Origin of the sequence: Pseudomonas sp. Irchel s3a12 (assembly GCF_900187485.1) — a bacterium.
Classification (GTDB): domain Bacteria; phylum Pseudomonadota; class Gammaproteobacteria; order Pseudomonadales; family Pseudomonadaceae; genus Aquipseudomonas; species Aquipseudomonas neuropathica.
The window spans coordinates 296107-321516 of record NZ_FYDN01000003.1 but is presented as its reverse complement, the minus strand read 5'-3'; the positions used below and the strand labels follow the sequence as shown (position 1 = coordinate 321516).

The following is a 25410-nucleotide window of genomic DNA, read 5'->3' as shown; positions in this document are numbered from 1 at the left end:
AGTCTGCTCGCGATAGCGGTTTATCAATCGCCATCATCGGTGACTGATACACCGCTATCGCGAGCAGGCTCACTCCTACAGGGGTTGTGTGTCGGGCTTAAGGTTTTGGGGGGGCCAGTTTCTGGCCTTGTTCGACAGCCCAAGCGACGATTTTGGCGGTCAGGCGATCACTGGCCTGGCCAAACCCGGCCACCACCGCCGGCACCTGTACATCGTTCAGAGGCTGGCGCTCTTCAAAGCGGCGACTGGCCAGAATGCGCTGGTCATAACCGCGCACCAGCAACGCATCGACGCGCACCACAACGCTGGCCTGTGAGCCTTGGTATTCGGTCTGAAACGCCTGCAAACTCCCGCCCAATTCCAGATCCGCCGCAAAGTTGCTGTCATCGGTACTAAGCAACGTCACCCGACCATCACGCTGAAACCCATCGAGCAAGCGATTACGCACCAGCACCGGCGCCGGATCACTCCAGCGCGAGCCCTTGTAACTGCTGATCACGTCGCCCTGCGGAATCACCGCAATCGTCGGCCGGTTCAACGCCTCACTGGCCTGCAACTTGTTCAGCCGCAACGACCAAGATTGAGTCGCCGCTGAACTGGCCGAGGCGGGCGCCTGTGCGGCCGGCAGGCGATAGACATCCGACGGCTCGGACTGGGGCAGAATCGAACAGGCGCTGATCAGCGTGAAGCCGGCGAGGAGGGCAAGTCGAGTCAGCTTCATGGCGTGAATTCCTTGTTCTTGTCACGGCCCAGCAGGTAGCCGCTGGGGTTGGCCTCAAGGCGTTGGGAGATGGCGCGCAGCGAGGTCAGCGTCTCGCGCAGTTCGCGGATCGCCGGGGCCAGGCCATTAAGGCCCTGCATGCCGTTGTCGAGGGAGTTTTCGTTTTTGTTCAGCAGGGTGCTGATCGTCGCGGTACTTTGCTCCAGCGACTTCATGGCTTGTTCGGCACTGCCCAATGCCTGTTTGCCCTGATCGTTGATCAAGCCGTTGGCATTGCGCATCAATAACGAGGTCTGTTCGAGCATGCTGCCGGCCTGTTTGCCAACGCTCGCCAGTTGTTGCATGGCTTGCTTGATGTCACCGCGCTGATCGTTGATGGTGCCGGTGGTCTGCTCCAGATGGGCGAGGGTTTTGCTCACACGCTCGACGTTCTCGGCAGAAAACATCTGGTTGGCGTTCTGCAGCAGCGCAGTGATGCCGGTCATCAAATCGTTGCTGTCATTGAGCAAGCGCGAAATAGGCGAGGGCGAGGCGACGATGGTCGGCAGATTGCCGTCATGCCCACGCAGTTTCGGGCTTTCGGGTGTACCACCGCTGAGCTGGATGATCGAGGTCCCCGTGATCCCGGCCAGCGCCAGTTTGGCCTGGGTGTCCTCCTTGACCGGCGTATCACCGGCCAGACGAATCCGCGCCAGCACCCGCCGCGGATCCTTTGGATCAAGGCGCAGGTTGATCACATCGCCGACCTTGATCCCGCTGTACTGCACCGGGCTGCCCTTGGACAAGCCACTGACCGCCTCGCTGAAGACAATCTCGTAATCCTTGAACTCGGTGTCGACACTGGACTTTGCCAGGAAAAGACCGAAGAGCAGGGCACCTGCCACCACAATCACGGTGAACAGGCCGATCAACACATGATGCGCTCGGGTTTCCATGTCAGACCTCGTTGAGCAATTTGGCGGCGTCCAGCGCCGAGCGGCCACGCGGACCGTGGAAGTATTCGTGAATCCATGCGTCGTCGGTTTCCGAGACGACGTCGATCGGGCCGGCGACCAGCACTTTTTTCTGCGCCAGCACCGCCACGCGGTCGGTGATGGTGTAGAGCGTGTCGAGGTCGTGGGTCACCAGAAACACGCTGAGACCGAGCGCATCGCGCAGGGTCAGGATCAATTGATCGAACTGCGCCGCACCAATCGGATCGAGGCCGGCGGTGGGTTCATCGAGAAACAGGATGTCCGGGTCCAGCGCCAGAGCCCGGGCCAGAGCAGCGCGTTTGATCATGCCGCCGGACAGCGATGCCGGGTATTTGTCCGCCGCCGACAGCGGCAACCCGGCCAGCGCCAGCTTCACCGCAGCCAAGTGCTCGGCGTCGTTGCGGCTGAGGCCGGCGTGTTCGATAAGGGGCAGGGCGACGTTCTCAGTAACGGTCAGCGAGGAGAACAGCGCGCCTTTCTGAAACAGCACACCAAAACGGCGTTCGATAAGCGAGCGCTCATGCTCGGACAGGCTCGGCAGGTTCTTGCCGAACACTTTGACGATGCCTTCGCTGGGCCGGCGCAGGCCGACGATGCTGCGCAGCAACACCGATTTGCCGCTGCCGGAGCCGCCGACCACGGCGAGAATCTCGCCTTTGTACAAATCCAGGTCGAGGTTCTCGTGCACGCTCTGGCTGCCAAAGCGATTGCACAGGCCACGGACTTCGATCACCGCCTCCGAGGGCGCGCGGGGTAGACGACTCACCAGCCCATCTCCATGAAGAACAGCGCGGCCACCGCGTCGAGCACGATCACCACGAAAATCGATTGCACCACGGCAGACGTAGTGTGGGCGCCGACCGACTCGGCGCTGCCACTGACCTTGAAGCCTTCCAGGCAACCAATTGCAGCAATGATGAAGGCGAAGATCGGCGCCTTCACCAAGCCGACCAGAAAGTGCTGCACGCCGATATCCGACTGCAACAGCGTCAGGAACATCGCCGGCGAGATATCCAGCGACACCGCGCAGACCACGCCGCCGCCGATTATCCCGCAGAGCATCGCCAGGAAGGTCAGCATCGGCAACGCCACCAGCATCGCCAGCACGCGCGGCACCACCAGCAGCTCCATCGGATCAAGGCCGAGGGTGCGAATCGCATCGATTTCCTCGTTGGCCTTCATCGAGCCGATCTGCGCAGTGAAGGCACTGGCAGTGCGCCCGGCCATGAGGATTGCCGTGAGCAGCACACCAAATTCGCGCAGGAACGAGAAGCCCACCAGGTCCACGGTAAAAATCGTCGCACCGAAACTGGCCAGCACCGTGGCGCCGAGAAACGCCACCACCGCACCCACCAGAAATGTCAGCAATGCCACGATCGGCGCGGCATCGAGGCCGGTCTGCTCGATGTGCGCGATCATTGGCGTGATGCGCCAGCGCTTGGGCCGTAACAGGTTGCGAGCGATGGTTTCCATGATCAGGCCGACGAAACCGAGCAGTTGCAGAGTGTCCTGCCAGACGGTGTCGACGGCGCGACCAATGCGCGTCAGCAGTTGCACACTGACGCTGATTTCCGGCTCTTTGATCGGCACGCAGAAATCGGTCATCGAGCAGTACACGGTTTGCAGCAGCGCGCGGTCGGCGGAGGTCAGGGTGCAATCGGGGTGTTCGGCGGATTTGCCCAGGCGTTCGGAGCCGAGCAGTTCGACCAGCAACGAAGCGCCAGCGGTGTCGAGGGCGCCGAGGCTGTTGAGGTCGATCGGGGTGTTGGCATCGTACTGACCGTGGAGCTTTTCGCTCAGTTGCTTGAGCTCGGCGTAATGGGCAAGCGTCCAGTCCCCCGTGACCCGCAGGCGGGCAGGGGTTATCGACGTGTCCAGTTGAGCATTACCGCTGATCGAGCTGCTGGTCATAAGCTCCGTGCTTGTTCGGCCTTTATGCGAACTAACGTAATAGCACGAACCGGATTACTTTTCTTTGATCGCTGTGCTGTCCGTGACTTCGAAACGCAGCACGCCGATCACCTGGCCATCCTCGGTCAACACCCGCACTTGCCACTTGCCCGCCGGGTTGCCGGGGAAGTTCTGCTTGTGCGTCCACGCACGGTAGCCTTCCTTGCGCCCGCCATGGATGTCGAGGGCGATGCGGTCGACCTCTTTGCCGTTGAATTGCCAGACGTGATAAATCCGCTCATCCAGCCCGCGCGGCGCGTTGATAGCGGTATAGGCATAAAGGCCATCGCCACGAATCTGCTCGGCGCTGACCGTGTCGAGGCTGGCGCCTGGGGTGCGGTCCTGCATTTGCGTGCTGATCGCCACGTCGGTCATCCACAGCGTCGCCGGTGGCACCCACGAACGCAGCGCCCAACCCACGCCACCGATGCCGACCGTGATGCACAGGATCGCCAGGGCATTGCGCAGCGTGCGGATCGGGAAGATCGACGCCAGACTCGGGAACGACAACAACACGGCAATGCCAAGCGCCCACTTGAAGCTTTGCGCGGTGGTCAGGTGCATGATCACCGGCAACGCGGTGAGCAGGGCGGCGAACAGGGTCAGAGTGTGCAGCGCGAGAAACGCCCAGCGCCGTGGCGCCAGCCATTTGTAATAGAGCGGATCGACGATGGAAATCAGTGCCGCGACGCTGAGCAGGCCGGTGAAAAACAGCTGTCCGCTATTCCACGTCGTGGTGATGAAAAAGAACGGCAGGACGAAAAACAGGCTTTCCTGATGGATCATCTGCGTCGCGTAACGCAGCAGCGGCTGGGGAATCTCGCGTTTGAACACGCGGGTGAAGAGGCCGGTGAGGGTGTTTTCCAGCATCAGCCAGATCCAGCTGAGCAGCATGATCACGGTGATCCAACTCGCCAGGCCCTGCTGACGATCGACCATGATGAAACTGCCGACCCCGGAGATGAACCCGCCAAGCGCAATGACCCCGGGATAGCGCTTCATCAGTTCGAGAATGCGCTGGATCAGGAGCTGTATTTTTGGCATTTGGGCGGTTCACGACTTGAGGGGAAAAAACCTCGACAGAGTAGCGCTGGCAAGGCTGATGGTCACTTAAAACCAACGCATTTCATTGTAGGAGTGAGCCTGCTCGCGATTGCGGAATATCAGCCGAAGAAATGGTGACTGAAGGACCGCTATCGCGAGCAGGCTCACTCCTACAGGATTAGTGCTCGGCCGGCCGGCGGCGGTGATGCAAACGCCAGCCGATCAGGACCAGCAACACCAGACCCAAGCCACCCGCACTCAACCACAAAACCTGATCATCACTGATCAACGGCTTCTCGATCCGCAGATACCCCGGTTGCAACAGCAACTCACGCATGGCCTTGTTCGCCGCTTCCAGCGTCACCCCTTGCAGCTCGCGCGCGGGGTTGGCAAAACGGCCGTCCTGGTAATCACCGAGGGCGCTCCAGTAGTAATCCGCCATCGCGCTGTTGCCCTGTACCGCCCAAGCCTGATGGGCGATCGAGGCCTGTTTGATCCGCGCGAAAGTATCCGGGTCTAGGCCGTTTTTCAGCAGATCAGCCTTGAGGTCCTCCAGCACCTGAATAGCTTCGTCGACGTCATCACGATCCAGATCGGCATTCAGGCTCATGAAACCGACGCCGCCAAATACCTCACGCTCGGCCCACGGCCCATAGGACAAACCGTGGTTGAGACGAATCTGCCGATACAGCGCCCAATCCAGATAATCCTTGAGGATATCGAACGTCTCATCGTACTGATCGTTCAGCACCGGTTCCGGCACCAGCCAGTGCAACTTGGCGCTGTCGCCGATAAAGCCACGGGTGAGGGTGCGCTCATGGGCGGCGCTAGTGCTGATGTCCGGCAGTGCACGGTGCTCGCTCGGCTCGACCGCTTCGAGCGCGCCCCAGGTGCGTTCCAGATAGGCCGGCAGCAGTTTGTCGAGTTCGCCGACGACGATCAGGGTCATGTTGTTCGGCGCGTACCAGGCCTCGCGCACCTTCTCCAGTTGTTCCTGAGTCAGGTGACCGACCTCGGCGCGCTGCGGGCATTTCAAGCCCAGTTCGACGGCGAGCTGATTGCTCGCGGTGTGGCCAAGGTCCTGACGATCAAGGAAGCGCTGCAGGCGTGTGTAATGGCCGCCGTCCTCGCGCTCGACCACACGTTTGGCGGCGTTGATCGCGTTGTCGTCGATGCGCGTTTGCGTGAGCAGAGCGAGCAGCAGGTCGAGTACCTTGCGCTGGTTTTTCGCCGGCGCTTCGATGACAAACGTGGTGTCGGCGTTACTGGTGAACGCATTCCAGTCACCACCCAGCGCTTGCATACGTTCCTCTAAACCGCCTTCGCCGGTCGCATCGATGCCGCTGAACAACAAATGCTCAAGCAGGTGCGGCAACTCCTTGTCATCGCAATCGAAATCATCAAGGCCGACGCCCACTACCAACCGGATCGCAACATGCCCGCGCTCGGTGCCGGGCTTGAGCAGCAACTGCAAACCATTGGGCAGCGCATAGCCTTCAACCTGAAAACGATCCAGGGCGAAGGCGGGCAGGGAACCGAGCAACAGACAGGCGAACAACAGGCAACGCATAACAGGCTTCCATACGGCTGATTTGGAGATCCGTGTCGTCAGTCAGATCGCCTTCGCGAGCAAGCTCGCTCCCACATTTGAAATGCATTCCCCACTGTAGGAGTGAGCCTGCTCGCGATAGCGGCCTGAAGGCTGAATCAATGTAACTGACTAAACCAAGCCCCAGTCGTTCAAGGCGAATGCGTAATGTCGGCAATATCATCCGCCGCCAGCGCCCCGGTATCCGCCGTTTCCAGCACCACATACGCACTGCCGCAAAACAGCGAATTGAGCCGCTTCATGTCGGCAATCAACTCCAGATGCAGCGAACTGGTCTCGATACTCTGCACGATCTTGCGTTGCAAACGGCTGACATGCGCATGGGCCAGACGACGTTCCTGCGCGCGAAAGCGGCGTTTCTCGCGCAGTAGCTGGCGGGCGCTTTCGCGGTCACCACTGAGGAACACCGACAGCCCCAACCGCAGATTAGCGATCAATTGCTGCTGCAATCCGGCCAGATCCTCCAGACCTTCCTCGGAAAACGAGCGCCGCTGCGAGGTTTTCTGCTGCTGGATCTTGCGCAGCATGCGTTCGATCAGGTCGGCGGCCAGTTTCAGATTGATCGCCAGCTCGATGATCTCGGCCCAGCGCCGACTGTCCTGCTCGCCGAGGTCTTCGCGGGGCATCTGCGCCAGGTACAGCTTGATCGCGCTGTACAGCGCCTCGACGTCGTCGGTCAATCGGCGCATTTCCTGGGTGACGGCGGTCTGCTTGCCGCGCAGCACATCGAGGGTGGCGTCGAGCATGTTGTCGAGCAGATCGCCCATGCGCAGAGTTTCCCGCGCGGCGTTGGCCAACGCCAGGCTCGGCGTGACCAGTGCCGTCGCATCGAGGTGACGCGGTTTGGCAGTGCCGTTGACCTCCGGCCGTTCCGGCAGCAGCCACGCGCAGAGGCGCGCCATCGGCCCCACCGACGGCAGCAGAATCAGGCAGCGCGCAGTGTTGTAGAGCAAGTGGAAACCGATGACCATTTCCTGCGGGCTGAAATCGAGGCTGTCGATCCAGTGCACCAGCGGATCGAGTACCGGAATGATCAGCAGCAGGCCGATCAGTTTGTACAGCAGACTGCCCAGCGCCACTTGCCGCCCGGCCGCGTTCTGCATGCTGGTGCTCATGAAAGCGAGAATGCCGCTGCCGATGTTGGCGCCGATCACCAGACCGATCGCCACCGGCAAGCTGATCACACTGGCGCCAGCCAGTGTCGCGGTGAGCAACACGGCGGCGAGGCTCGAGTAGGAAATCATCGCGAACAATGCGCCGACCAAGGCGTCGAGAAGGATATCGCCGGTCAGCGAGGCGAAGATCACCTTGACCCCTTGAGCGTGAGTGATCGGCGCAGCGGCCTCGACGATCAATTGCAGCGCGAGAATGATCAGCCCCAGACCGATGCTGACCCGGCCCATCTGCCCGAGCCGCGTCTGTTTGCGCGACAGAAAGAAAATCACCCCGAGGAAAATCAGCAGCGGCGACAGCCACGACAAGTCAAACGTCAGCACCCGCGCCATCAGCGCGGTACCGACGTCGGCGCCGAGCATGGTCGCCAGCGCCGGGGTCAGCGCCATCAGGCCCTGGCCGACGAAAGAGGTCACGAGCATGGCCGTGGCATTGCTGCTCTGCACCATCGCGGTAACGACGATGCCGGCGACAAAGGCCAGCCAGCGCTTGGACATGTTCTGGCCAATCACATGGCGCAGGTTGGTGCCGTACACCCGCAGGATGCCGGTTCGAACGATGTGCGTGCCCCAGATCAGCAGGGCGACGGCGGAAAGCAGATTGAGCAGGGTGAGCATGCAGACCCCCTGTAATAGCAGTGCCTCAGAGAGGCAAGTTGACGGTACCGCGCGGTTTCTACGTTTTTGATACTTAAGCTGTAGTTGGCTAACGGTCTGGGCGCCAGCATTGCACAGCTAAAGTGTCGATTGAAACAAAAGTGTCATGAAAAGCGCTTCATACACTCCCTTTAAATCAACGCCGTCTCCTGTGGGAGCTGGCTTGCCAGCGATGGCGTCGGCACAACCAACATTGATGTCGCCTGACACTCCGCTATCGCTGGCAAGCCAGCTCCCACAAGGTCCGCAGTGACTGAATGTTGCACAAACAAATGTGGGAGCGAGCCTGCTCGCGAAAGCGGTGAATCAGCCAACATTTTTGTCGACTGACACTCCGTCTTCGCGAGCAGGCTCGCTCCCACAGGGGGGTATTGCGTGCGTCTGGATTACCGGGTTACTGGCCCGGGATGTCCTTGCGCAGTTTCACCGGATCTTGCTGCTGTCTCTTCTTGGCCATCGCGCCGCGCAGCTTGATGTTGATCGCTTCCACCGCCAGCGAGAACGCCATGGCGAAGTAGACGTAGCCTTTCGGTACATGCACGTCGAACGACTCGGCAATCAGCACGGTGCCGACCACCAGCAGGAACGACAGCGCCAGCATCTTCAGCGACGGGTGCTTGTCGATGAACTCGCTGATCTTGCCCGAGGCCAGCATCATCACCAGCACCGCCACGACGATCGCCGCGACCATCACCGGCACGTGGGACACCATGCCCACGGCGGTGATCACCGAATCCAGCGAGAAGACGATGTCGATGATCGCGATCTGGATGATGGTGTAGAGGAAGTTGCCACCCTTGCCGCCCGGGGTTTCGTCGCTTTCGTCTTCGCCTTCCAGCGCGTGGTACATCTCTTGCGAGCTCTTCCACAGCAGGAACAGACCACCGAAGAACAGGATCAGGTCACGGCCGGAAATGCCTTGGCCGAACACCTCGAACAGGTCGGCGGTGAGGCGCATGACCCAGGTGATCGACAGCAGCAACAGGATGCGGGTGATCATGGCCAGGCCGAGACCGAAGATCCGGGTGCGCTGCTGCATGTGTTTGGGCATGCGGCTGACCAGGATCGAAATCATGATGATGTTATCGATGCCGAGGACGATTTCCAGGGCGGTCAGGGTGAAGAAGGCAACCCAGATTTCGGGGTTGGTCAGCCATTCCATGTGTATTCCTTTGAGCGATTGTTAAACCGAAAAAGGTCCGGGCTTCAAACAGCGAAGCCAGGACCCGAAACGGTGAGTCGTGGGCTTATAGAGTGCTGAACACCGGGAAAGTCCCCAACAGCAGTGCAGCAATCAGGATGCAGATACAAACCAGGATCGCCCATTTCAGGGTGAAACGCTGGTGGTCACCAAAATCGATGCCGGCCAGGGCCACCAACAGATACGTCGATGGCACCAACGGGCTCAGCAAGTGGACGGGCTGACCGACGATCGAGGCACGGGCCATTTCCACTGCGGTGATCCCGTAGTGGCTGGCGGCCTCGGCCAACACCGGCAACACGCCATAGTAGAACGCATCGTTGGACATGAAGAAGGTGAACGGCATGCTCACCAGCGCCGTGATCACGGCCAGGTACGGGCCGAGAAAATCCGGAATCACCGCCAACAGGCTCTTCGACATCGCATCGACCATGCCGGTGCCGCTCAGGATACCGGTGAAGATACCCGCCGCAAAGATCAGCCCGACCACTGCCAGCACGCTGCCGGCGTGAGCGGCGACACGATCCTTTTGCATCTGCAGGCAAGGGTAGTTGACGATCATGGCAATACTGAACGCCACCATGAACAGCACCGGCAACGGCAACAGGCCGGCGATCAGCGTGCACATCAGGCCGAAGGTCAGGGCGCCGTTGAACCAGATCAGTTTCGGACGGCGGGCATCCGGGAATTGCGACACGCTGATTTCGCTGTGATCGATATCATCGCCAACCAGATGCAGCTCACCGAGACGCGCACGCTCACGCTTACCGTAAAAGTAGGCGATGACCAGGATCGCCAAAACACCAGCCGCCATCGCCGGAATCATCGGCACGAAAATGTCCGATGGATCGACGTGCAGCGCACTGGCGGCGCGGGCAGTCGGGCCGCCCCATGGGGTCATGTTCATCACGCCACCGGCGAGGATGATCAGACCGGCCATGATCCGCGGGCTCATGCCGATGCGGCTGTACAGCGGCAGCATGGCGGCCACGCAGATCATGTAAGTGGTCGCGCCGTCACCATCGAGGGAAACGACGAGCGCCAGTACGGCGGTGCCGACCGAAACTTTCAGCGGGTCGCCCTTGACCAGTTTGAGGATCTTGCGCACGGCCGGGTCGAACAGGCCGGAGTCGATCATCAGGGCGAAATAGAGAATGGCGAACATCAGCATCACGCCGGTCGGCGCGAGCTTGGTGATGCCTTCGAGCATCATCGGACCGATCTTCGGTGCGAAACCGCCGAACAGGGCGAAGACGATCGGGATGATGATCAGAGCGATCAGCGCGGACAGGCGCTTGGTCATGATCAGGAACATGAACGTGATGACCATGGCGAAGCCAAGGAAAGTCAGCATGGGAATACTCCAGGCGTAGCGTGGCTAGTTAAATGAGCAGATCGGGCCGATCAGCGCAGAACGGGAAGCACGAGACGTACGGGAGGAGTGACAGCGCGAAGGCGGGCTACAGAGGACATCAGAATCACCATTGTTGTTGTTAATTGGGCCGTTCGTGCGGGGTATCACACGCATTGGCCGACCGGTCTGTTGCCGGAAGTGGAGGCGATCCTAATCGCGGAAGCTTTCAGCTACCTTTCGCTGAAGAAAGCTTTGGGTGAACGGTCAACCGGCCGTCGGATGCGAACCAGAGTCAATAAACACGGGAAGGAGGGCTTTGATCATGAGCCAATTGCACAGCGGCGGCTGCCATTGCGGACACATTCGTTATCAGTTCAGCGGGGCGTTGCAGGATATCGCCCATTGCCATTGTTCAATCTGCCGCAAGGTCAGCGGCGGCATCGTCACGACGTGGATCACAGTGCCAGGCTCCAGTTTCCAATGGCTGGCCGGTACGCCGTCGCGTTACGACTCGTCCGCCAGTTGTGCGCGGTTCTTTTGCCCGCAGTGCGGCGCGCAAATGGCGCTGGTGACGTTGCTCAGCCCTGAAAGCATCGACGTGACCATCGCCACACTTGATCACCCAGAGCAGGCACCCGCCGAGCGACACATCTGGACGGACAGCCAATTGCCCTGGCTGCACCTGGACGAGCATCTGCCGGGCGAAGCCGAAGAAACGCTGTGATCAGAAAACAGACAGATCCAGCGACCGCATCGCGCCCATCCAGATTGCGTGTTCGGTGTGGTCGAGCAGGTCATCACCGGTGTCCGGGTGCAGGAATACCACCAGACCTTTGCGGTTCAGCGCCAGCCACGGCAGCACATCGCTGATCAACTCGGGGCCGAAGGCCAACTGGCAACTCCAGTCCGGATGCGGGCCGACCGGGCGTTCGTGGACGCGGCCCATTTTCAATGGAAACAATTGCGCGGCTTTCTCACACAACGCGCGCGCCTGATCGATGGTGTCGGCGTCGAAATAGACGTGGGCGTGGTAGCCCTTGATCGCTTGCATCGCAAACCCTCGGAAATCGGTTCGAACCCTCAGCGTTACCCGTATGTCACACGCCATACAAGGTATAAGAAAAGGGATCAGCCATGAAAAATGCCGAAACCCCGGCGGTAAAAGTGGTGCTCTATGGTGCCATGAGTAGCCTGGGCAGCGCGTTGATGGCTGAGTTGCTGCGTCGTCAGCATGAAGTCATCGCCATTCTCGACGATCTGACCGCACTTGCGCCGCGTCCGGGCTTGCGTACCAAAACCGGTGATTTGTTCGACTCGGAGCGGATCAATCAGAGCGTGGCCGGCAGTTCGGCAGTGATCTGTTTATTGGATGCACCGGGGTTGCCATTCAGTAGCGATCAAATTGAACGCTCCGTTGTGCTCGGACCGGTCGAGCAGGTACTGGCCGTCGACGCACTGGTCGATGGCCTGCAAGCGGCCAATGTGTCGCGGCTGTTTCTGGTGGGGGATTTTGCCGTACTCGATGAGCGGGACGTCGATGATCGCCTGCAACGCCATGCCGCCGAAGAAATTCGCGAAGCCGTGCAAAGCAGTCCGCTGCACTGGACACTGGTCAATGCGCCACACGGCGTGGCCGGGTTGACCATTGAGCATTTCAGCCAGGTCGGCGGCAATCTCGAACCGGGACTGGCCGAGCCACTGGAGCGGCTGAACCGCGTGGCGGTGGGGATTGCCGATGAGCTAAGGCTGAATTTGCATGTAGGGCAGCATGTGAATTTCGTTGCGGCTTCAGATTCGTAAAAGATCGCAGCCTTCGGCAGCTCCTACAGGGGGACCGCGCTCCAGATGTAGGAGTTGCCGCAGGCTGCGATCTTTTGACTTTCAAACCGCGATCGAAGGCAGTGCGAGTCCATTAAGCGACTCAGCACTGCTCGCCTGTTCCGCCATCAACCAATCGACAAACTGCTGAATCAGCGCGCCCCGACGTTTGCGTTGCGGCAGCACCACGTAATAACCCAACCGCGACAGCGTCGTTTCAGCAATCGGGCGACACAACAGACCTTGCGTCAGCAAGTTATCCACAAGGTGCCGCCAACCGATCGCCACGCCCTGGCCGCCAATCGCCGCCTGAATCAACAGCGTGTAATTGTCGAAACGCAATTGCCCCGGCGCCGGCGGTGTAGTGATGCCCAACTCGCGAAACAGACCGCTCCAGTCAAACCAGTTGCTGCTGTTCTCCCCACGCAGGTGCAGCAACGGGAACTCCAGCAGCGCGTGAGCAGGCAAGGGCAGGGCGCGGTCCTTGAGCAATTGCGGACTGCACACCGGGAACACTTCTTCGCTGAACAGCCAATGGCTTTCGCCCTGCTTGAAACGCCCGTCGCCAAACAGGATCGCCACATCGATATCGGTGCGCAGCATGTTGTGGTTGCGTTCGCTGGTCACCAGGCTGACGTCGACCTGCGGGTTGGCTTCATGAAAGCGGTGCAGGCGCGGCATCAGCCAATAAGCAGCGAAGGCAAAGTCGGTGGCAACTTGCAGGACTTCATGCTGCTGTTGTGCGCTGATCGCGCTCAATCCTGCATCGATATTCTGCAAACCGAGAGTAACTTGCTCAAACAGTATCGCGCCGACTTCGGTCAGCTCGATCCCACGGTAAATGCGATCAAATAGTCGCGTACCGAGTTGTTCTTCCAGCCGTTTGATCTGCTGACTGATCGCTGGTTGCGTGGTGCCAAGCTCTACCGCCGCTGCGGTAAAGCTGCGCTGGCGGGCTGCCGCTTCGAAGGCACGCAGCAGGTCGAGGGACAGATCACCCAAGGCTTCATACATAAGCTGTGCTTATCCTAGTCATTGTCCGGCGCGGGCTTTACCGGATAAAGCATGGACTCCATGCTCGATCGCAGCAATGTCGCATAAATATTCACTATGGAATGCCGCGATCACATGAAGCGCAAGAATATTCTTTTCATCATGGCCGATCAGATGGCCGCGCCAATGTTGCCGTTTTACGGCCCATCGCCGATCAAACTGCCGAATCTTTCCCGCCTCGCCGCCCAAGGCGTGGTGTTCGACGCCGCTTACTGCAACAGCCCGTTGTGCGCGCCGTCGCGGTTCACCCTGGTCAGCGGCCAGTTGCCGAGCAAGATCGGCGCCTACGACAACGCCGCCGATTTCCCTGCCGACATTCCGACCTACGCGCACTACCTGCGCCGCATGGGCTACCGCACCGCGCTATCCGGCAAGATGCACTTCTGCGGTCCGGACCAGTTGCACGGTTATGAAGAACGCCTGACCAGTGATATCTACCCGGCCGATTACGGTTGGGCCGTGAACTGGGATGAGCCGGATGTAAGGCCGAGCTGGTACCACAACATGTCTTCGGTGCTGCAGGCTGGGCCATGTGTGCGCACCAATCAGCTGGATTTCGATGAAGAGGTGGTGTTCAAGGCGCAGCAATATCTGTTCGATCACATCCGCGAGGACGGCGACCAGCCGTTCTGCCTGACAGTATCGATGACTCACCCACACGACCCGTACACCATTCCCAAGGCGTTCTGGGATTTGTACGACGATGCCGATATCCCGTTGCCTACAACTCCGGATCAACACGAACTCGATCCGCACTCGCAGCGGCTGCTCAAGGTTTATGACCTGTGGGATAAGCCACTGCCTGTGGATAAGATTCGCGATGCACGCCGGGCGTATTTCGGTGCCTGCAGCTATATCGACGCCAACGTCGGCAAACTTCTGCAAACCCTCGAAGAAACCGGGCTGATCGATGACACAATTATTGTCTTCTCCGGTGACCACGGCGACATGCTCGGCGAAAAGGGCCTTTGGTACAAAATGCATTGGTACGAAATGGCGGCGCGCGTCCCCCTGTTGATAAGTGCTCCAGGCCAGTTCGATGCCGGGCGTGTCAGCGCTGCCGTATCGACCGCAGACCTGTTGCCAACCTTCGTCGAATTGGCCGGCGGCACGCTGGAACCCGGCTTGCCACTGGATGGCCGCTCACTGGTTTCGCACCTGCGAGGGCAGGGCGGTCATGACGAAGTGTTCGGTGAATACATGGCCGAAGGCACCATCAGCCCGCTGATGATGATCCGTCGCGGCGCCTACAAATTTATCTACAGTGAAAGCGACCCTTGCCTACTTTTCGACGTAGATAACGATCCGCGTGAACTGGAAGAACTCAGCCAATCGCCGCAGCATCGCCCGCTGTTCGACGATTTTCTCGCCGAAGCACGGGTCAAATGGGACATTCAGTCGATTCACCGGGAGGTCCTCGCCAGCCAGCGCCGCCGCCGATTTGTCGCCGACGCGTTGACCATCGGCAAGCTGAAGAGCTGGGATCACCAGCCACTGGTTGACGCCAGTCAGCAATACATGCGCAACCACATCGACCTCGACGATCTGGAACGCAAAGCACGTTATCCACAACCCTGCCAAAACCAATAATGTTAAGGGGAAGTCCATGCGTAAGTTATCCACAATAGTGACGGTCGGCCTGTTCGCGCTGAGCAGCGCCTCGGCTTTCGCCGAGCAAAGCTGCGACACCGTGAAAATGGCCGATCCGGGCTGGAGCGACATCGCCGCGACCAACGCCATCACCGGGTTTCTGCTGGATGGCATGGGCTACAAGGCCAAGGTCGACACCCTCGCGGTGCCGATCACCTTCGGTGGTTTGAAGGACGGCCAGGTGGACGTGTTTCTCGGCAACTGGATGCCGGCGCAGCAGGGTTTCTATGACAAGTTCGTCGCCACCGGCGATGTCACGCAACTGGCGAAGAACCTCGACGGCACAGAATTCACCCTCGCCGTGCCGGACTACGTGTGGGACGCGGGTGTGCATAACTTTGCCGACCTGAACAAATACGCGGACAAGTTCGACCGTAAGATCTACGGCATCGGTTCGGGTGCGCCGGCGAATATCTCGCTGCAGGAAATCATCAAGAAGAACGACTTCGACATGGGCCAGTGGAAGCTGATCGAATCCAGCGAACAGGCGATGCTGGCTGAAGTGTCGCGGGCGGTGAAGAAACAGAAATTCGTCACCTTCCTCGGCTGGACGCCGCACCCGATGAACGTGCAGTTGAAGATGCATTACCTCAAGGGTGGCGAGAAGTACTTTGGCGACACCGGCAGCGTGTTTACGTTAACGCGCAAAGGCTACGCCGAGGCGTGTCCGAATGTGGGCAAATTGCTGACCAATCTTTCGTTCACTCAGGAGATGGAGAACAGCATCATGGCTGAGGTGGTGAACAAAAAGGTCAGCAATACCGAGGCGGCGAAGGCTTGGATCAAGGCGAATCCGGCGGTGTTGGATAAGTGGCTGGATGGCGTCAAGACGGCTGACGGAAAGGATGCGTTGGCGGCGGTGAAAGCGAAGCTTTGATCGTGGGGCTGTTGGAATTGTGCCCGGCTTGAGATTGTTGCCCCCTCACCCCAGCCCTCTCCCCCAGAGGGGCGAGGGGGAAAGGGAGCCGATATCTGTTGGATTCAAAACTTGCGCTCAACTCTGAAATCGCAGATCGGTGAATCTCTGACAAACACCACGGTCAGTCCCCTCTCCCTCTGGGAGAGGGTTAGGGTGAGGGGCCTTTGCCCTGGCACCCTGATAACCTTGAACAAAACCCAACCGCGAGGACCCATGGCCTTCCCCAGCCGCCACTCTCTCTTGCCCTTCCTCACCTGGTTGCCGCGACAAACCCGCGCCAGCGTCGGACGGGATCTGATCGTCGGCCTCAGCGGGGCGATTCTCGCCTTACCCCAGTCGATTGCCTACGCATTGATCGCCGGTCTGCCACCTGAGTACGGCCTCTACGCCGCGATCATCCCAGTGCTGATCGCCTGCCTGTGGGGTTCGTCGTGGCATTTGATCTGCGGTCCGACGGCAGCGATTTCGATTGTGCTGTTTGCCAGTGTCAGCCCCTTAGCGGTTCCGGCCTCGCAGGACTACATCACCCTGATCCTGCTGCTGACCTTGCTTGCGGGGATATTCCAGTGGCTGCTCGGTTTGCTGCGCTTTGGCGCGCTGGTGAATTTTGTCTCGCATTCGGTGGTGCTGGGGTTCACCCTCGGCGCGGCGGTGGTGATTGCTATCGGGCAATTGCCAAACCTGCTGGGCCTGGAGTTGCCGGCAAAAGCCACTGCGCTGGCCAGTTTGATGGATCTGCTGCAACACCTGCGGGCTGTGGATAAACCTTCGCTGGTATTGGGTTTGACCACGGTGGTCGTCGGTCTGCTGCTCAAACACCTGTTGCCGCGCTGGCCGACGCTGTTGATCACGCTGGTGCTGGCCAGTTTGCTGGTGTGGTTGTGGCCGGGCGTGTTCGGCCATGTGCATCTGGTCAGCGCGTTTGTCGGGCGTTTGCCGCCGTTCAGTGGATTGCCGCTGGATCTGGATTTGATCCTGCGGTTGCTGCCAAGCGCTGTGGCGGTGGGCATGCTCGGCCTGGTTACCAGTCTGTCGATTGCCCGCTCGATTTCGGCGCGGTCGCAGCAATTGCTTGATGCCAATCAGGAAGTCCGTGCGCAGGGCTTGTCGAATATTGTCGGGGCGTTCTTTTCCGGGTCGCTGTCGGCCGGGTCGTTCACCCGCTCGGGCCTAAGTTACGAGGCGGGCGCTTGCTCGCCGCTGGCCGGGGTGTTTTCAGCAATCTGGGTGGCGTTGTTCGCAATTTTTGGTGCGGGGCTGATTGCGCACATTCCGATCCCGGCGATGGCTGGGAGCATTCTGTTGATTGCCTGGGGGCTGGTCGACCACCGAGGCATTCGCTCATTGCTGCGCGTCAGCCGCGCCGAGTTCGTGGTGATGGCGCTGACCTGCCTCGCGACTTTGCTGCTGGAATTGCAGACGGCGATTTATGCCGGTGTGCTGGCCTCGCTGTTCTTCTACCTCAAGCGCACTTCGCAACCGCGCGTGCAGCACTGGCGCGACGGCGAAGACGATGTGTTGCGTGTCGGCGGATCGATCTTTTTCGGCGCCAGCCATTACCTGCAAGTACGTCTGCAGCGCATGCACGGCGCACGCGTGGTGATTGAGGCGCAGCAGATCAACTTCATCGACTATTCGGGCGTGGAGATGTTGCATCAGGAGGCGCGACGCTTGCTTGGCCAGGATCGCAGCCTGACCTTGCGCCGGGCGCGGCCGCAGGTCGTAGAGGAGTTACGCAAACTGGAAGGGCCAGAGAAATGCCCGATCCGGTTTGAGGATTGATTGGCGATCAAGGTAATCCTTGTGGGAGCGAGGCTGCTCGCGAAGACTGCGGCACATCCAACATTGATATGTCAGACAAACCGCTTTCGCGAGCAGGCTCGCTCCCACATGGGTATTTATTGCGCCAGTTGGCGGCGTAGTTCGGCGAGTACCGGAGCGGTATCAGGGCGCACACCACGCCACAGGAAAAACGCCTCAGCCGCCTGCTCCGCCAACATCCCCAAGCCATCCATCGCCACCGCCGCGCCATGTTCACGGGCCCAGCGGCAGAACGCCGTCGGCTCCTTGCCGTACATCATGTCGTAGCACAGGGTCTTGCCCGGCTCGATCAGGCTTGGCGCAATCGGCGGCACGTCGCCGCTCAGGCTGGCCGATGTGGCATTGATGATCACGTCCACCGGCTCGCGCAACCAGTCGAAACCACTGGCCGAGACCGGCCCGAGGTCGCAGAACAACTCCGCCAGCAACTCAGCCTTGTCCACCGTACGATTGGCGATGATCACCGAGGCCGGTTGTTCCGCCAGCAACGGCTCCAACGCCCCGCGCACCGCACCACCGGCACCGAGCAGCAAAATGCGTTTGCCGGTCAGGCTGAACCCGGCGTTCACCGTCAGATCGCGCACCAGTCCGGCGCCGTCAGTGTTATCACCGAGCAGTGAGCCGTCGGCCAGTTTGCTCAAGGTGTTCACCGCGCCAGCCCGTTGTGCACGCGCGGTCAGGCTGTTGGCCAGACGATAGGCATCTTCCTTGAACGGCACAGTGACGTTGGCGCCGCGACCCTCCTGGAAAAACGCCGTGGCGCAGCCGGCGAAATCGTCGAGCGGCGCCAGCAAGGTGCTGTAGTCGAGGTGCTGGCCGGTCTGCTCGGCGAACAGCTTGTGAATCATCGGCGATTTGCTGTGGCCGATCGGGTTGCCGAAAACGACGTAACGATCCATCAGATGTCCTCAGGCCTCAGCCAGCCAGTCGCGGTCTTGCAGGAAGTACTCGGTCAGGCGTGCTTCTTCGCTGCCAGGCTCGGCTTTCCAGTCATAGCCCCAGCGCACTTGCGGCGGCAACGACATCAGGATCGACTCGGTGCGCCCGCCCGATTGCAGACCGAACAAGGTGCCACGGTCGTAGACCAGATTGAACTCGACGTAACGGCCACGGCGGAATTCCTGGAACTCTCGCTGCCGGGCAGTGAAGGCATCGTTCTTGCGGCGCTGCACGATCGGCAGATAGGCGTCGATGTACGCATCGCCGATGGCGCGCATAAAGGCGAAGCTGGTGTCGAAGTCCCATTCGTTCAGGTCATCGAAAAACAGGCCGCCAATGCCACGCGGTTCGTGGCGATGCTTGATGTGGAAATAGGTATCGCACCAAGCCTTGTAGCGCGGATAAACGTCTGCCCCGAACGGCGCGCAGGCCTGCTCGGCGATGCGGTGCCAGTGAACGCAATCTTCTTCATTGCCGTAATACGGGGTCAGGTCGAAGCCGCCGCCGAACCACCAGACCGGCTCTTCACCCTCCTTCTCGGCGATGAAAAAGCGCACGTTGGCGTGGGACGTCGGCACATGCGGGTTGTGCGGGTGGATCACCAGCGACACGCCAAGGGCTTCGAAACCGCGGCCAGCCAATTCCGGGCGATGGGCGCTGGCCGACGGTGGCAGACCACTGCCGAAGACGTGGGAAAAGTTGACACCACCCTTTTCGATTACCGTGCCGTTCTCGATCACGCGAGTACGACCGCCACCGCCGGCGGGCCGGGTCCAGGCGTCTTCGACGAAGCGCGTGCCGCCGTCTTCGGTTTCGAGAGCCGCGCAGATGCGGTCTTGCAGGTCGAGCAGATAGGCCTTTACGGCGTCGGTGCGGGTCGTCATGGCTTCACCTTGAATCGGGCGGCGCCCCGGCAGACGGGCGACGCAAATGGGCGCGTAGCATACCACCGCACAACAGCCCGCCGCAGTTGACGAAGATCAAGCATGGGAGTTGGATAGGGGGCTCACAAAAGACCCAAGGAGAGCAGGCAGATGGCAAAGCGTATCCAGTTCCGCGCCCATGGCGGCCCCGAAGTGCTCGAATATGTTGATTACCAACCCGCCGCGCCCGGCCCCAATCAAGTCCGCGTGGCGAACAAGGCGATCGGCCTGAACTTCATCGACACCTATTACCGCAGCGGTCTGTACGCACCGCCCGCCTTGCCGTCCGGCCTGGGTGCTGAAGGTGCGGGGATCGTCGATGCCGTGGGCAGCGACGTCACCCGGTTCAAGGTCGGTGATCGCGTGGCCTATGGCAGCGGCCCGTTGGGGGCCTACAGCGAATTGCATGTGCTGCCCCAGGATAATCTGGTGCATCTGCCCGACGAAATCAGTTTCGAAACGGCTGCCGGGGTCATGCTCAAAGGCCTGACTGTGCAATACCTGCTGCGCCAGACCTATGAGCTCAAGGGTGGCGAAACCATTCTGTTTCATGCCGCTGCCGGGGGTGTCGGTTCGCTGGCCTGCCAATGGGCCAAGGCACTGGGCGTGAAGCTGATCGGCACCGTCAGTTCCAAAGAGAAAGCTGAACTGGCAAAGGCCAACGGCGCGTGGGCGACGATCGATTACAGCCACGAAAACGTTGCCCAGCGCGTGCTGGAATTGACCGATGGCAAGAAAGTCCCGGTGGTCTATGACGGTGTCGGCAAGGACACCTGGCTGACGTCCCTCGACAGCGTTTCGCCGCGTGGCCTGGTGGTGAGCTTCGGCAATGCCTCCGGTGCGGTGGACGGCGTGAATCTGGGGATTCTCTCCGCCAAGGGTTCGCTGTACGTGACCCGGCCGACGCTGGCGACTTATGCCAACAACGCCGAAAACCTGCAGCGAATGGCCGATGAGCTGTTCGAGATGATCATCAGCGGCAAGTTGAAGGTGGATGTCAGCCAGCGTTATCCACTGGCTGATGCGGCGAAGGCGCAAACCGAGCTGTCGGCGCGGCGCACTACCGGTTCCACCGTCCTGCTGCCTTGATACCTCCGGGCGTCCTGCCAGTCAGGGTTTCAGAACCATGACTGGCAGGACGCTTCGAGCGCGTTCAGTACTGCGGTGGATGAGCCGCCAACGGTCTTGGCGCCCAATGACCGACCGTCGCGGAATCAGGCTGTTGCAAAGCGGCGAGGATTTGCCGCCACTCGGCTGACAACACCCAGTAATCCCCGCGTGCGCGCTGTTCGATATGCAAGGGATTGGAGGCGACCGGCATCAGACCGAAACGCTGGTACAGGCGTAGCTGCGATGCCCTGCACAACGCTGTGACACCTTGATAGCCCTGTTTTATGGCCCACTCGGCAGCGGCCGCCAGCAGACTGTCGACGGCAATGGGCTGTTGGCTGGGCGCGTACGAGATCAAGCGACTGAGTTCGACATGGCGTGACAACGCCACCGTGGGCGAAACATGTTGCTGCGCCAGTGATGCCCACTCGAACGGCGCCGGAGTGGCCCTCAATACCGCCAGCAGTTGCTCGTGCCGATACAGCAGAAAATGGGTACTGCGCGACCGTGTCGCCAGTCGGGTTTCGAGCATCCGCGCCCTGGACGTCAGCATGTAATGCTGCAGCCGAAGCCGAAATTGCCGATCGATAAACCGATCGAACACCTGGGTATCCGACCCCGCTTCAAGCATCACGATACGGCAACCCTCCTGATGACTGTTTAACGTCACCTGGAGCGCCTGCAGGTAATCCGTGAGTTGCAAATCCGTAGTGTCCATTCTTTCTCCGCAGACCTTAACTTATCGAAGTGTTTCGAGTGCAGGGAAAGGATGGTTGCTTTTGGCGATACCGCCACGAAATGCGGTCTGATAATCAGGTGGGAAAATTCAGTTGATTCAAATAGTTGACGATTTTTCCGACGCAACAACCAGCATCATTGCAGGATAAATCGCAGACACCTGTAGTACTCCTCGCCATCAAGGCGAGGAGTACTCACGTTACAAATGTTCGAGGCTGGATCAGTCGGGACGAATGACTTTGCCGGTCGCCAGATCACGAATCACGCTGGGGTTCTTGCGCCCACCCAGTTGCCCGCCCAGTATCAGATCGATCTGCCCACGGAAATACTGCTCGACACGCAATCGCGTGCGCGCCGCCGGGCGGCCCTGCGGGTTGGCTGAGGTCGAAATCAACGGCCCGACCATCGAGCACAGATCGCGTACTTGCGGATGATCACTGACCCGCAGCGCGACGGTATCGTGCATGCCGGTCACCCATTCCGGGAGCAAGCCTTGATGCGGCACCAGCCAGGTGTTCGGCCCCGGCCAGGTGCTGGCCATGCGGTCGATCCATTCTTGCGGGAAGTCTTCGAACAGAAAGTCGAACTGGCGAATGTTGTCGGCAACCAGAATCAGGCCTTTGACCACCGAACGATTCTTGATCGCCAGCAAACGATCCACGGCCTCTTCGTTCCATGGGTCGCAACCCAGCCCCCAGACGGCTTCGGTTGGATAGGCAATCACCGCCCCGGCGCGAATCTCTCGTGCGGCTTGTTGCACACGCCAACTGTTAACCATGAAAAAACTCTCCGCAAACAGGTTTCGCGCAGTTTACCGATCTTCCTTGTAAAACCTAGCGTGTCCTGGCCAACCAGCGACCGTTTTCGCACACTGCACGGCCATCCATTTCCAGTTCGGTGAGTGCCGCCAGCACTTTGGGCAACGTCCAGCCGCTGCTGTCAGCCAAGCCTTCGCTGGTGTGCGGGGCGGCATGGAGCAGGATGAGCAACGGGTGATCGGCTTTCGCCGTGTCAGTGGATAGCGGCAGATGCTGCCAACCACGCAAGGCTTCGAGGATGTGCTCAATGGTTTCCACCAGCACCGCGCCATCGCGGATCAATTGGTGACAGCCGCGCGCGCCGGGATGATGGATCGAACCGGGAATGGCATAAACCTCGCGCCCCTGTTCTGCTGCCAGCCGCGCGGTGATCAGCGAACCGCTGGCCACACTGGCCTCGACCACCAGTACACCAAGGGACAAACCGCTGATGATGCGGTTACGTCGCGGGAAGTTGCTCGCCGTTGGTCCGGCGTCCAGCGGAAACTCGGAAAGCACTGCGCTGCCGGACGCAATCATCGCGTCAGCCAGGCGGCGGTTGCGCTGTGGATAAAAATTTTCCAGCCCCGTGCCGAGGACACCGACCGTCAACCCGCCAGTATCCAGCGCGGCCTGATGCGCAGCGGCATCGATGCCTAGCGCCAGGCCGCTGGTGATGACGAAACCGGCCCCGGCGAGACTGCGGGAAAATGCCACTGCGGTGTCCATGCCCGGACGCGATGCCCGGCGACTGCCAACCATCGCCAGTTGCGGTTTTTCCAGAATCTGCGGATCACCGGCAACAAACAATAGTGGTGGCGGATCGGGAATCTGCGCCAGCAACGCCGGGTAATCCGGCTGATCCCACATCAGCAAATGATGCTCCGGGCGCTCTAGCCAGCGCATTGCATGGCTGGCGCCGTCGCGAACCTCGGGACAGCGCCGCGCTTCGGCACACGTCGCCGGCAAACCCAGCGAACGCCAGGCGCTGGCCGGTGCGCTGATGGCTTTGGAGGCCGAGCCGAAAGCCTCGAGCAATTTGGCAAAGCGCTTGGGGCCGACATCGGGCAAGCGGTGCAGGCGCAAACGCGCTTCCAGTTCCGCCGGGGAAACTGGTGTACAGACAGGCAACATGATGGATCATCCTTGATCGTTATAAGCCCCGAACCATTCGGAACAAGCTGTGGATAACTCTGTTGGTAACTTGTGAAGCACGCTTACGGATTTCGCACCTTGTCGAGCACCGCCAACGAGCGCGATGCGTTGAGGACGAGGCCGTAGCTGAGTTTGTCGTAAGTGCGGAACACCATCAGCAACCCGGCGCGTTCATCGGGAATCTTCAGTGGCTGGCCGGTGATGCGGTCACGCACGGTTTCGCCGGTTTTCATCACCACCAGCACGTTGCCTTCGGCCAGACCGTCGCGCTTGCCTTTGTTCAACGTGACCACGTCCATCACGCCAATCTGGGTGACGCCGCGCGGTACATCGATGATCACGCCGTTGATACTGGTGGTTGGCGCGCTGGGCATGAAGGTCGAGTTGATCGAGCGCTCTTCGCCGCTGAACAAACGGTCGCCGAGGCGCACTTCCTGGGTGGTGCGTTGCAGGGCGAGGGTGGCGACGTCGCCTTCGGTGGCGACGATTTCGCCGCCGCCGATGTCGTCGGCGTTGATCCCGAGAAACTCCTGGGTCTGTGGATCGGTGTAGACCTTGCCCTGACGGAAGATGCCGTAGACCGGTTGATCGGGATCGAAATGGCCGCGAGCGAAGATCCGGTCGCCAGTGCCGCTGAGCACGCGTTCGGCGTCACCCGCGACGATGTACGGCGCCTTGTCGAAATCCTCGACCTTGTCGACGATGCGGTTGCTCAGCAAAAAGCTGTTGATGGATTTCAGCGGAATGCTCGGAATCGCCTCGGCCACCGGGCTGGTGCGAATGCGTGGCGAGAGCTTGATGGTGCCGCGCGACTCGCCGCGATTAAGGGTCAGACGTGGCTGGCCATCGACATAACTGAGCGTCAGCGTGTCGCCGGGATAGATCAGGTTGGGGTTTTCGATTTGCGGATTGGCCCGCCACAGTTGTGGCCACTGCCAGGGCTCGCGCAGGTATTTGCCGGAAATGTCCCAGAGCGTATCCCCCGAAACCACCGTGTATTGCTGTGGAAAACCATCCCTGAGTTGCACTTGCCCTTGCGCCACGCCGGCCGAGGCCAACAGCAGCAGGGCGAGTAGTGTTTTCCTCATGCAGTGAATCCCTTTATCATGTGCATTCGCGTGAACCGTCAGAGCCCCCGTGGCTCGCTTGTGCAAAATGCACAAGCTACGCTTCACAACGGTAGCCTGCATCTTCGGACCTGCCAGGCCATCGCCCGACTTTACTCAACGTGTGCAGCAATCAAAGCCTATGGCCATTTTAAACATCCTCGAATTCCCGGACCCGCGTCTGCGCACTATCGCCAAGCCTGTGGCTGTAGTGGACGACGAAGTGCGTCAGTTGGTCGATGACATGTTTGAAACAATGTATGAAGCGCCGGGCATCGGCCTTGCCGCGACCCAGGTCAACGTGCACAAACGTATCGTCGTGATGGACCTTTCCGAAGACCGCACCGAACCGCGGGTGTTCATCAACCCCGAGTTCGAATCGCTGACCGACGAAATGGACCAATACCAGGAAGGTTGCCTGTCGGTACCGGGTTTCTACGAAAACGTCGACCGCCCGCAAAAGGTCAAGATCAAGGCGCTGGACCGCGATGGCAAGCCCTATGAACTGATCGCCGAAGGCCTGCTCGCGGTGTGCATCCAGCACGAATGCGACCACCTCAACGGCAAATTGTTCGTCGATTACCTGTCCACGCTCAAACGCGACCGGATCAAGAAGAAACTGGAAAAGCAGCACCGCCAGAACGCTTGATGCCCCTCTTCAAAGGCTTGCTGCGGCAAGCCTTTTTCTTTTTATGAGAC

24 protein-coding genes are annotated in these 25410 nt (G+C 60.1%); 7 read left to right on the top strand and 17 right to left on the bottom strand.

All coding sequences use genetic code 11. From position 1 onward, the window contains the following. Positions 1–97: 97 nt before the first annotated feature. From CKW14_RS07655 to CKW14_RS07615, 9 genes are all read right to left on the bottom strand, one after another. The gene (locus CKW14_RS07655; protein WP_095049549.1) at positions 98–721 is read right to left on the bottom strand and encodes an ABC-type transport auxiliary lipoprotein family protein; all 624 of its coding nucleotides are present in this window, start codon (positions 719–721) and stop codon (positions 98–100) included. After that, complete coding sequence (locus CKW14_RS07650) at positions 718–1656, bottom strand: MlaD family protein (RefSeq protein ID WP_095049550.1); 939 nt, start codon at positions 1654–1656, stop codon at positions 718–720. Before CKW14_RS07650 ends, CKW14_RS07655 begins: the two co-directional genes overlap by 4 nt. A gap of 1 nt (position 1657) precedes the next feature. Then, a complete protein-coding gene (locus CKW14_RS07645) occupies positions 1658–2461 on the bottom strand; it encodes an ABC transporter ATP-binding protein (RefSeq protein WP_095049551.1) in 804 nt (267 codons plus the stop codon). Then, on the bottom strand, positions 2458–3606 hold the full coding sequence (locus CKW14_RS07640) for an ABC transporter permease (protein ID WP_095125093.1): 1149 nt from the start codon (positions 3604–3606) through the stop codon (positions 2458–2460). The genes CKW14_RS07645 and CKW14_RS07640 overlap by 4 nt, the downstream gene beginning before the upstream one ends. A 54-nt stretch (positions 3607–3660) precedes the next feature. Further along, positions 3661–4689: a DUF5924 family protein gene (locus tag CKW14_RS07635; RefSeq protein ID WP_095049553.1), complete on the bottom strand. Its 1029-nt coding sequence runs from the start codon at positions 4687–4689 to the stop codon at positions 3661–3663. Positions 4690–4867: 178 nt separating this feature from the next. Continuing rightward, on the bottom strand, positions 4868–6259 hold the full coding sequence (locus CKW14_RS07630) for a pitrilysin family protein (RefSeq protein WP_095125092.1): 1392 nt from the start codon (positions 6257–6259) through the stop codon (positions 4868–4870). Positions 6260–6429: 170 nt separating this feature from the next. Further along, positions 6430–8088: a Na/Pi cotransporter family protein gene (locus CKW14_RS07625; RefSeq protein WP_095125091.1), complete on the bottom strand. Its 1659-nt coding sequence runs from the start codon at positions 8086–8088 to the stop codon at positions 6430–6432. 433 nt (positions 8089–8521) lie between these two features. Next, positions 8522–9289, bottom strand: coding sequence for a TerC family protein (locus tag CKW14_RS07620; RefSeq protein ID WP_007911817.1), 768 nt, complete (start codon positions 9287–9289; stop codon positions 8522–8524). 85 nt (positions 9290–9374) lie between these two features. Continuing rightward, entirely contained in the window at positions 9375–10682 is a 1308-nt protein-coding gene (locus tag CKW14_RS07615; RefSeq protein ID WP_095049556.1) for a CitMHS family transporter, read from the bottom strand. A gap of 322 nt (positions 10683–11004) precedes the next feature. Between CKW14_RS07615 and CKW14_RS07610 the strand changes: the two genes are divergently transcribed. After that, the gene (locus tag CKW14_RS07610; RefSeq protein WP_095125090.1) at positions 11005–11406 is read left to right on the top strand and encodes a GFA family protein; all 402 of its coding nucleotides are present in this window, start codon (positions 11005–11007) and stop codon (positions 11404–11406) included. On the opposite strand, the gene CKW14_RS07605 is transcribed toward CKW14_RS07610, so the two are convergent. Beyond that, positions 11407–11733, bottom strand: a complete 327-nt coding sequence (locus CKW14_RS07605) for a DOPA 4,5-dioxygenase family protein (protein ID WP_095049558.1) — start codon at positions 11731–11733, stop codon at positions 11407–11409. An 83-nt stretch (positions 11734–11816) separates the two neighbouring features. On the opposite strand from CKW14_RS07605, the gene CKW14_RS07600 reads away from it, so the two are divergent. Beyond that, complete coding sequence (locus tag CKW14_RS07600) at positions 11817–12482, top strand: NAD(P)-dependent oxidoreductase (protein ID WP_095049559.1); 666 nt, start codon at positions 11817–11819, stop codon at positions 12480–12482. 81 nt (positions 12483–12563) lie between these two features. Here CKW14_RS07600 and CKW14_RS07595 read toward each other — a convergent pair whose 3' ends face one another. Beyond that, positions 12564–13514 (bottom strand): LysR family transcriptional regulator, encoded by a 951-nt coding sequence (locus tag CKW14_RS07595; RefSeq protein WP_095125089.1) that lies wholly within the window; start codon positions 13512–13514, stop codon positions 12564–12566. 114 nt (positions 13515–13628) lie between these two features. Between CKW14_RS07595 and betC the strand changes: the two genes are divergently transcribed. The 3 genes from betC to CKW14_RS07580 all read left to right on the top strand — a co-directional run bounded on the left by betC (position 13629) and on the right by CKW14_RS07580 (position 17904). Continuing rightward, positions 13629–15143, top strand: a complete 1515-nt coding sequence (betC, locus tag CKW14_RS07590; protein WP_095049561.1) for a choline-sulfatase — start codon at positions 13629–13631, stop codon at positions 15141–15143. A 16-nt stretch (positions 15144–15159) separates the two neighbouring features. Beyond that, entirely contained in the window at positions 15160–16080 is a 921-nt protein-coding gene (choX, locus tag CKW14_RS07585) for a choline ABC transporter substrate-binding protein (protein WP_095049562.1), read from the top strand. Between the two features lie 255 nt (positions 16081–16335). After that, positions 16336–17904 carry a SulP family inorganic anion transporter gene (locus CKW14_RS07580; protein WP_095125088.1) on the top strand — a complete coding sequence of 523 codons (1569 nt, stop codon included), beginning with the start codon at positions 16336–16338 and terminating at the stop codon, positions 17902–17904. Positions 17905–18020: 116 nt separating this feature from the next. Here CKW14_RS07580 and aroE read toward each other — a convergent pair whose 3' ends face one another. After that, positions 18021–18842 (bottom strand): shikimate dehydrogenase, encoded by an 822-nt coding sequence (gene aroE / locus CKW14_RS07575; RefSeq protein WP_095125087.1) that lies wholly within the window; start codon positions 18840–18842, stop codon positions 18021–18023. A gap of 9 nt (positions 18843–18851) precedes the next feature. Next, positions 18852–19766, bottom strand: coding sequence for an oxygen-dependent coproporphyrinogen oxidase (gene hemF, locus CKW14_RS07570; RefSeq protein ID WP_095049565.1), 915 nt, complete (start codon positions 19764–19766; stop codon positions 18852–18854). 150 nt (positions 19767–19916) lie between these two features. Here hemF and CKW14_RS07565 point away from each other — a divergent pair, with 150 nt between their 5' ends. After that, positions 19917–20894, top strand: a complete 978-nt coding sequence (locus CKW14_RS07565; protein WP_095049566.1) for an NADPH:quinone reductase — start codon at positions 19917–19919, stop codon at positions 20892–20894. 64 nt (positions 20895–20958) lie between these two features. On the opposite strand, the gene CKW14_RS07560 is transcribed toward CKW14_RS07565, so the two are convergent. The 4 genes from CKW14_RS07560 to CKW14_RS07545 form a co-directional block, all read right to left on the bottom strand. Beyond that, the gene (locus tag CKW14_RS07560) at positions 20959–21633 is read right to left on the bottom strand and encodes a hypothetical protein (RefSeq protein WP_095049567.1); all 675 of its coding nucleotides are present in this window, start codon (positions 21631–21633) and stop codon (positions 20959–20961) included. A 240-nt stretch (positions 21634–21873) separates the two neighbouring features. Then, the gene (locus CKW14_RS07555; RefSeq protein WP_093429535.1) at positions 21874–22431 is read right to left on the bottom strand and encodes an L-threonylcarbamoyladenylate synthase; all 558 of its coding nucleotides are present in this window, start codon (positions 22429–22431) and stop codon (positions 21874–21876) included. Between the two features lie 55 nt (positions 22432–22486). Next, positions 22487–23587 carry a DNA-processing protein DprA gene (gene dprA, locus CKW14_RS07550; protein WP_095049568.1) on the bottom strand — a complete coding sequence of 367 codons (1101 nt, stop codon included), beginning with the start codon at positions 23585–23587 and terminating at the stop codon, positions 22487–22489. 80 nt (positions 23588–23667) lie between these two features. Continuing rightward, the gene (locus CKW14_RS07545) at positions 23668–24693 is read right to left on the bottom strand and encodes a LysM peptidoglycan-binding domain-containing protein (protein ID WP_095049569.1); all 1026 of its coding nucleotides are present in this window, start codon (positions 24691–24693) and stop codon (positions 23668–23670) included. 160 nt (positions 24694–24853) lie between these two features. Between CKW14_RS07545 and def the strand changes: the two genes are divergently transcribed. Next, a complete protein-coding gene (def, locus tag CKW14_RS07540; protein WP_016984087.1) occupies positions 24854–25360 on the top strand; it encodes a peptide deformylase in 507 nt (168 codons plus the stop codon). The last annotated feature ends 50 nt before the right edge of the window (positions 25361–25410 follow it).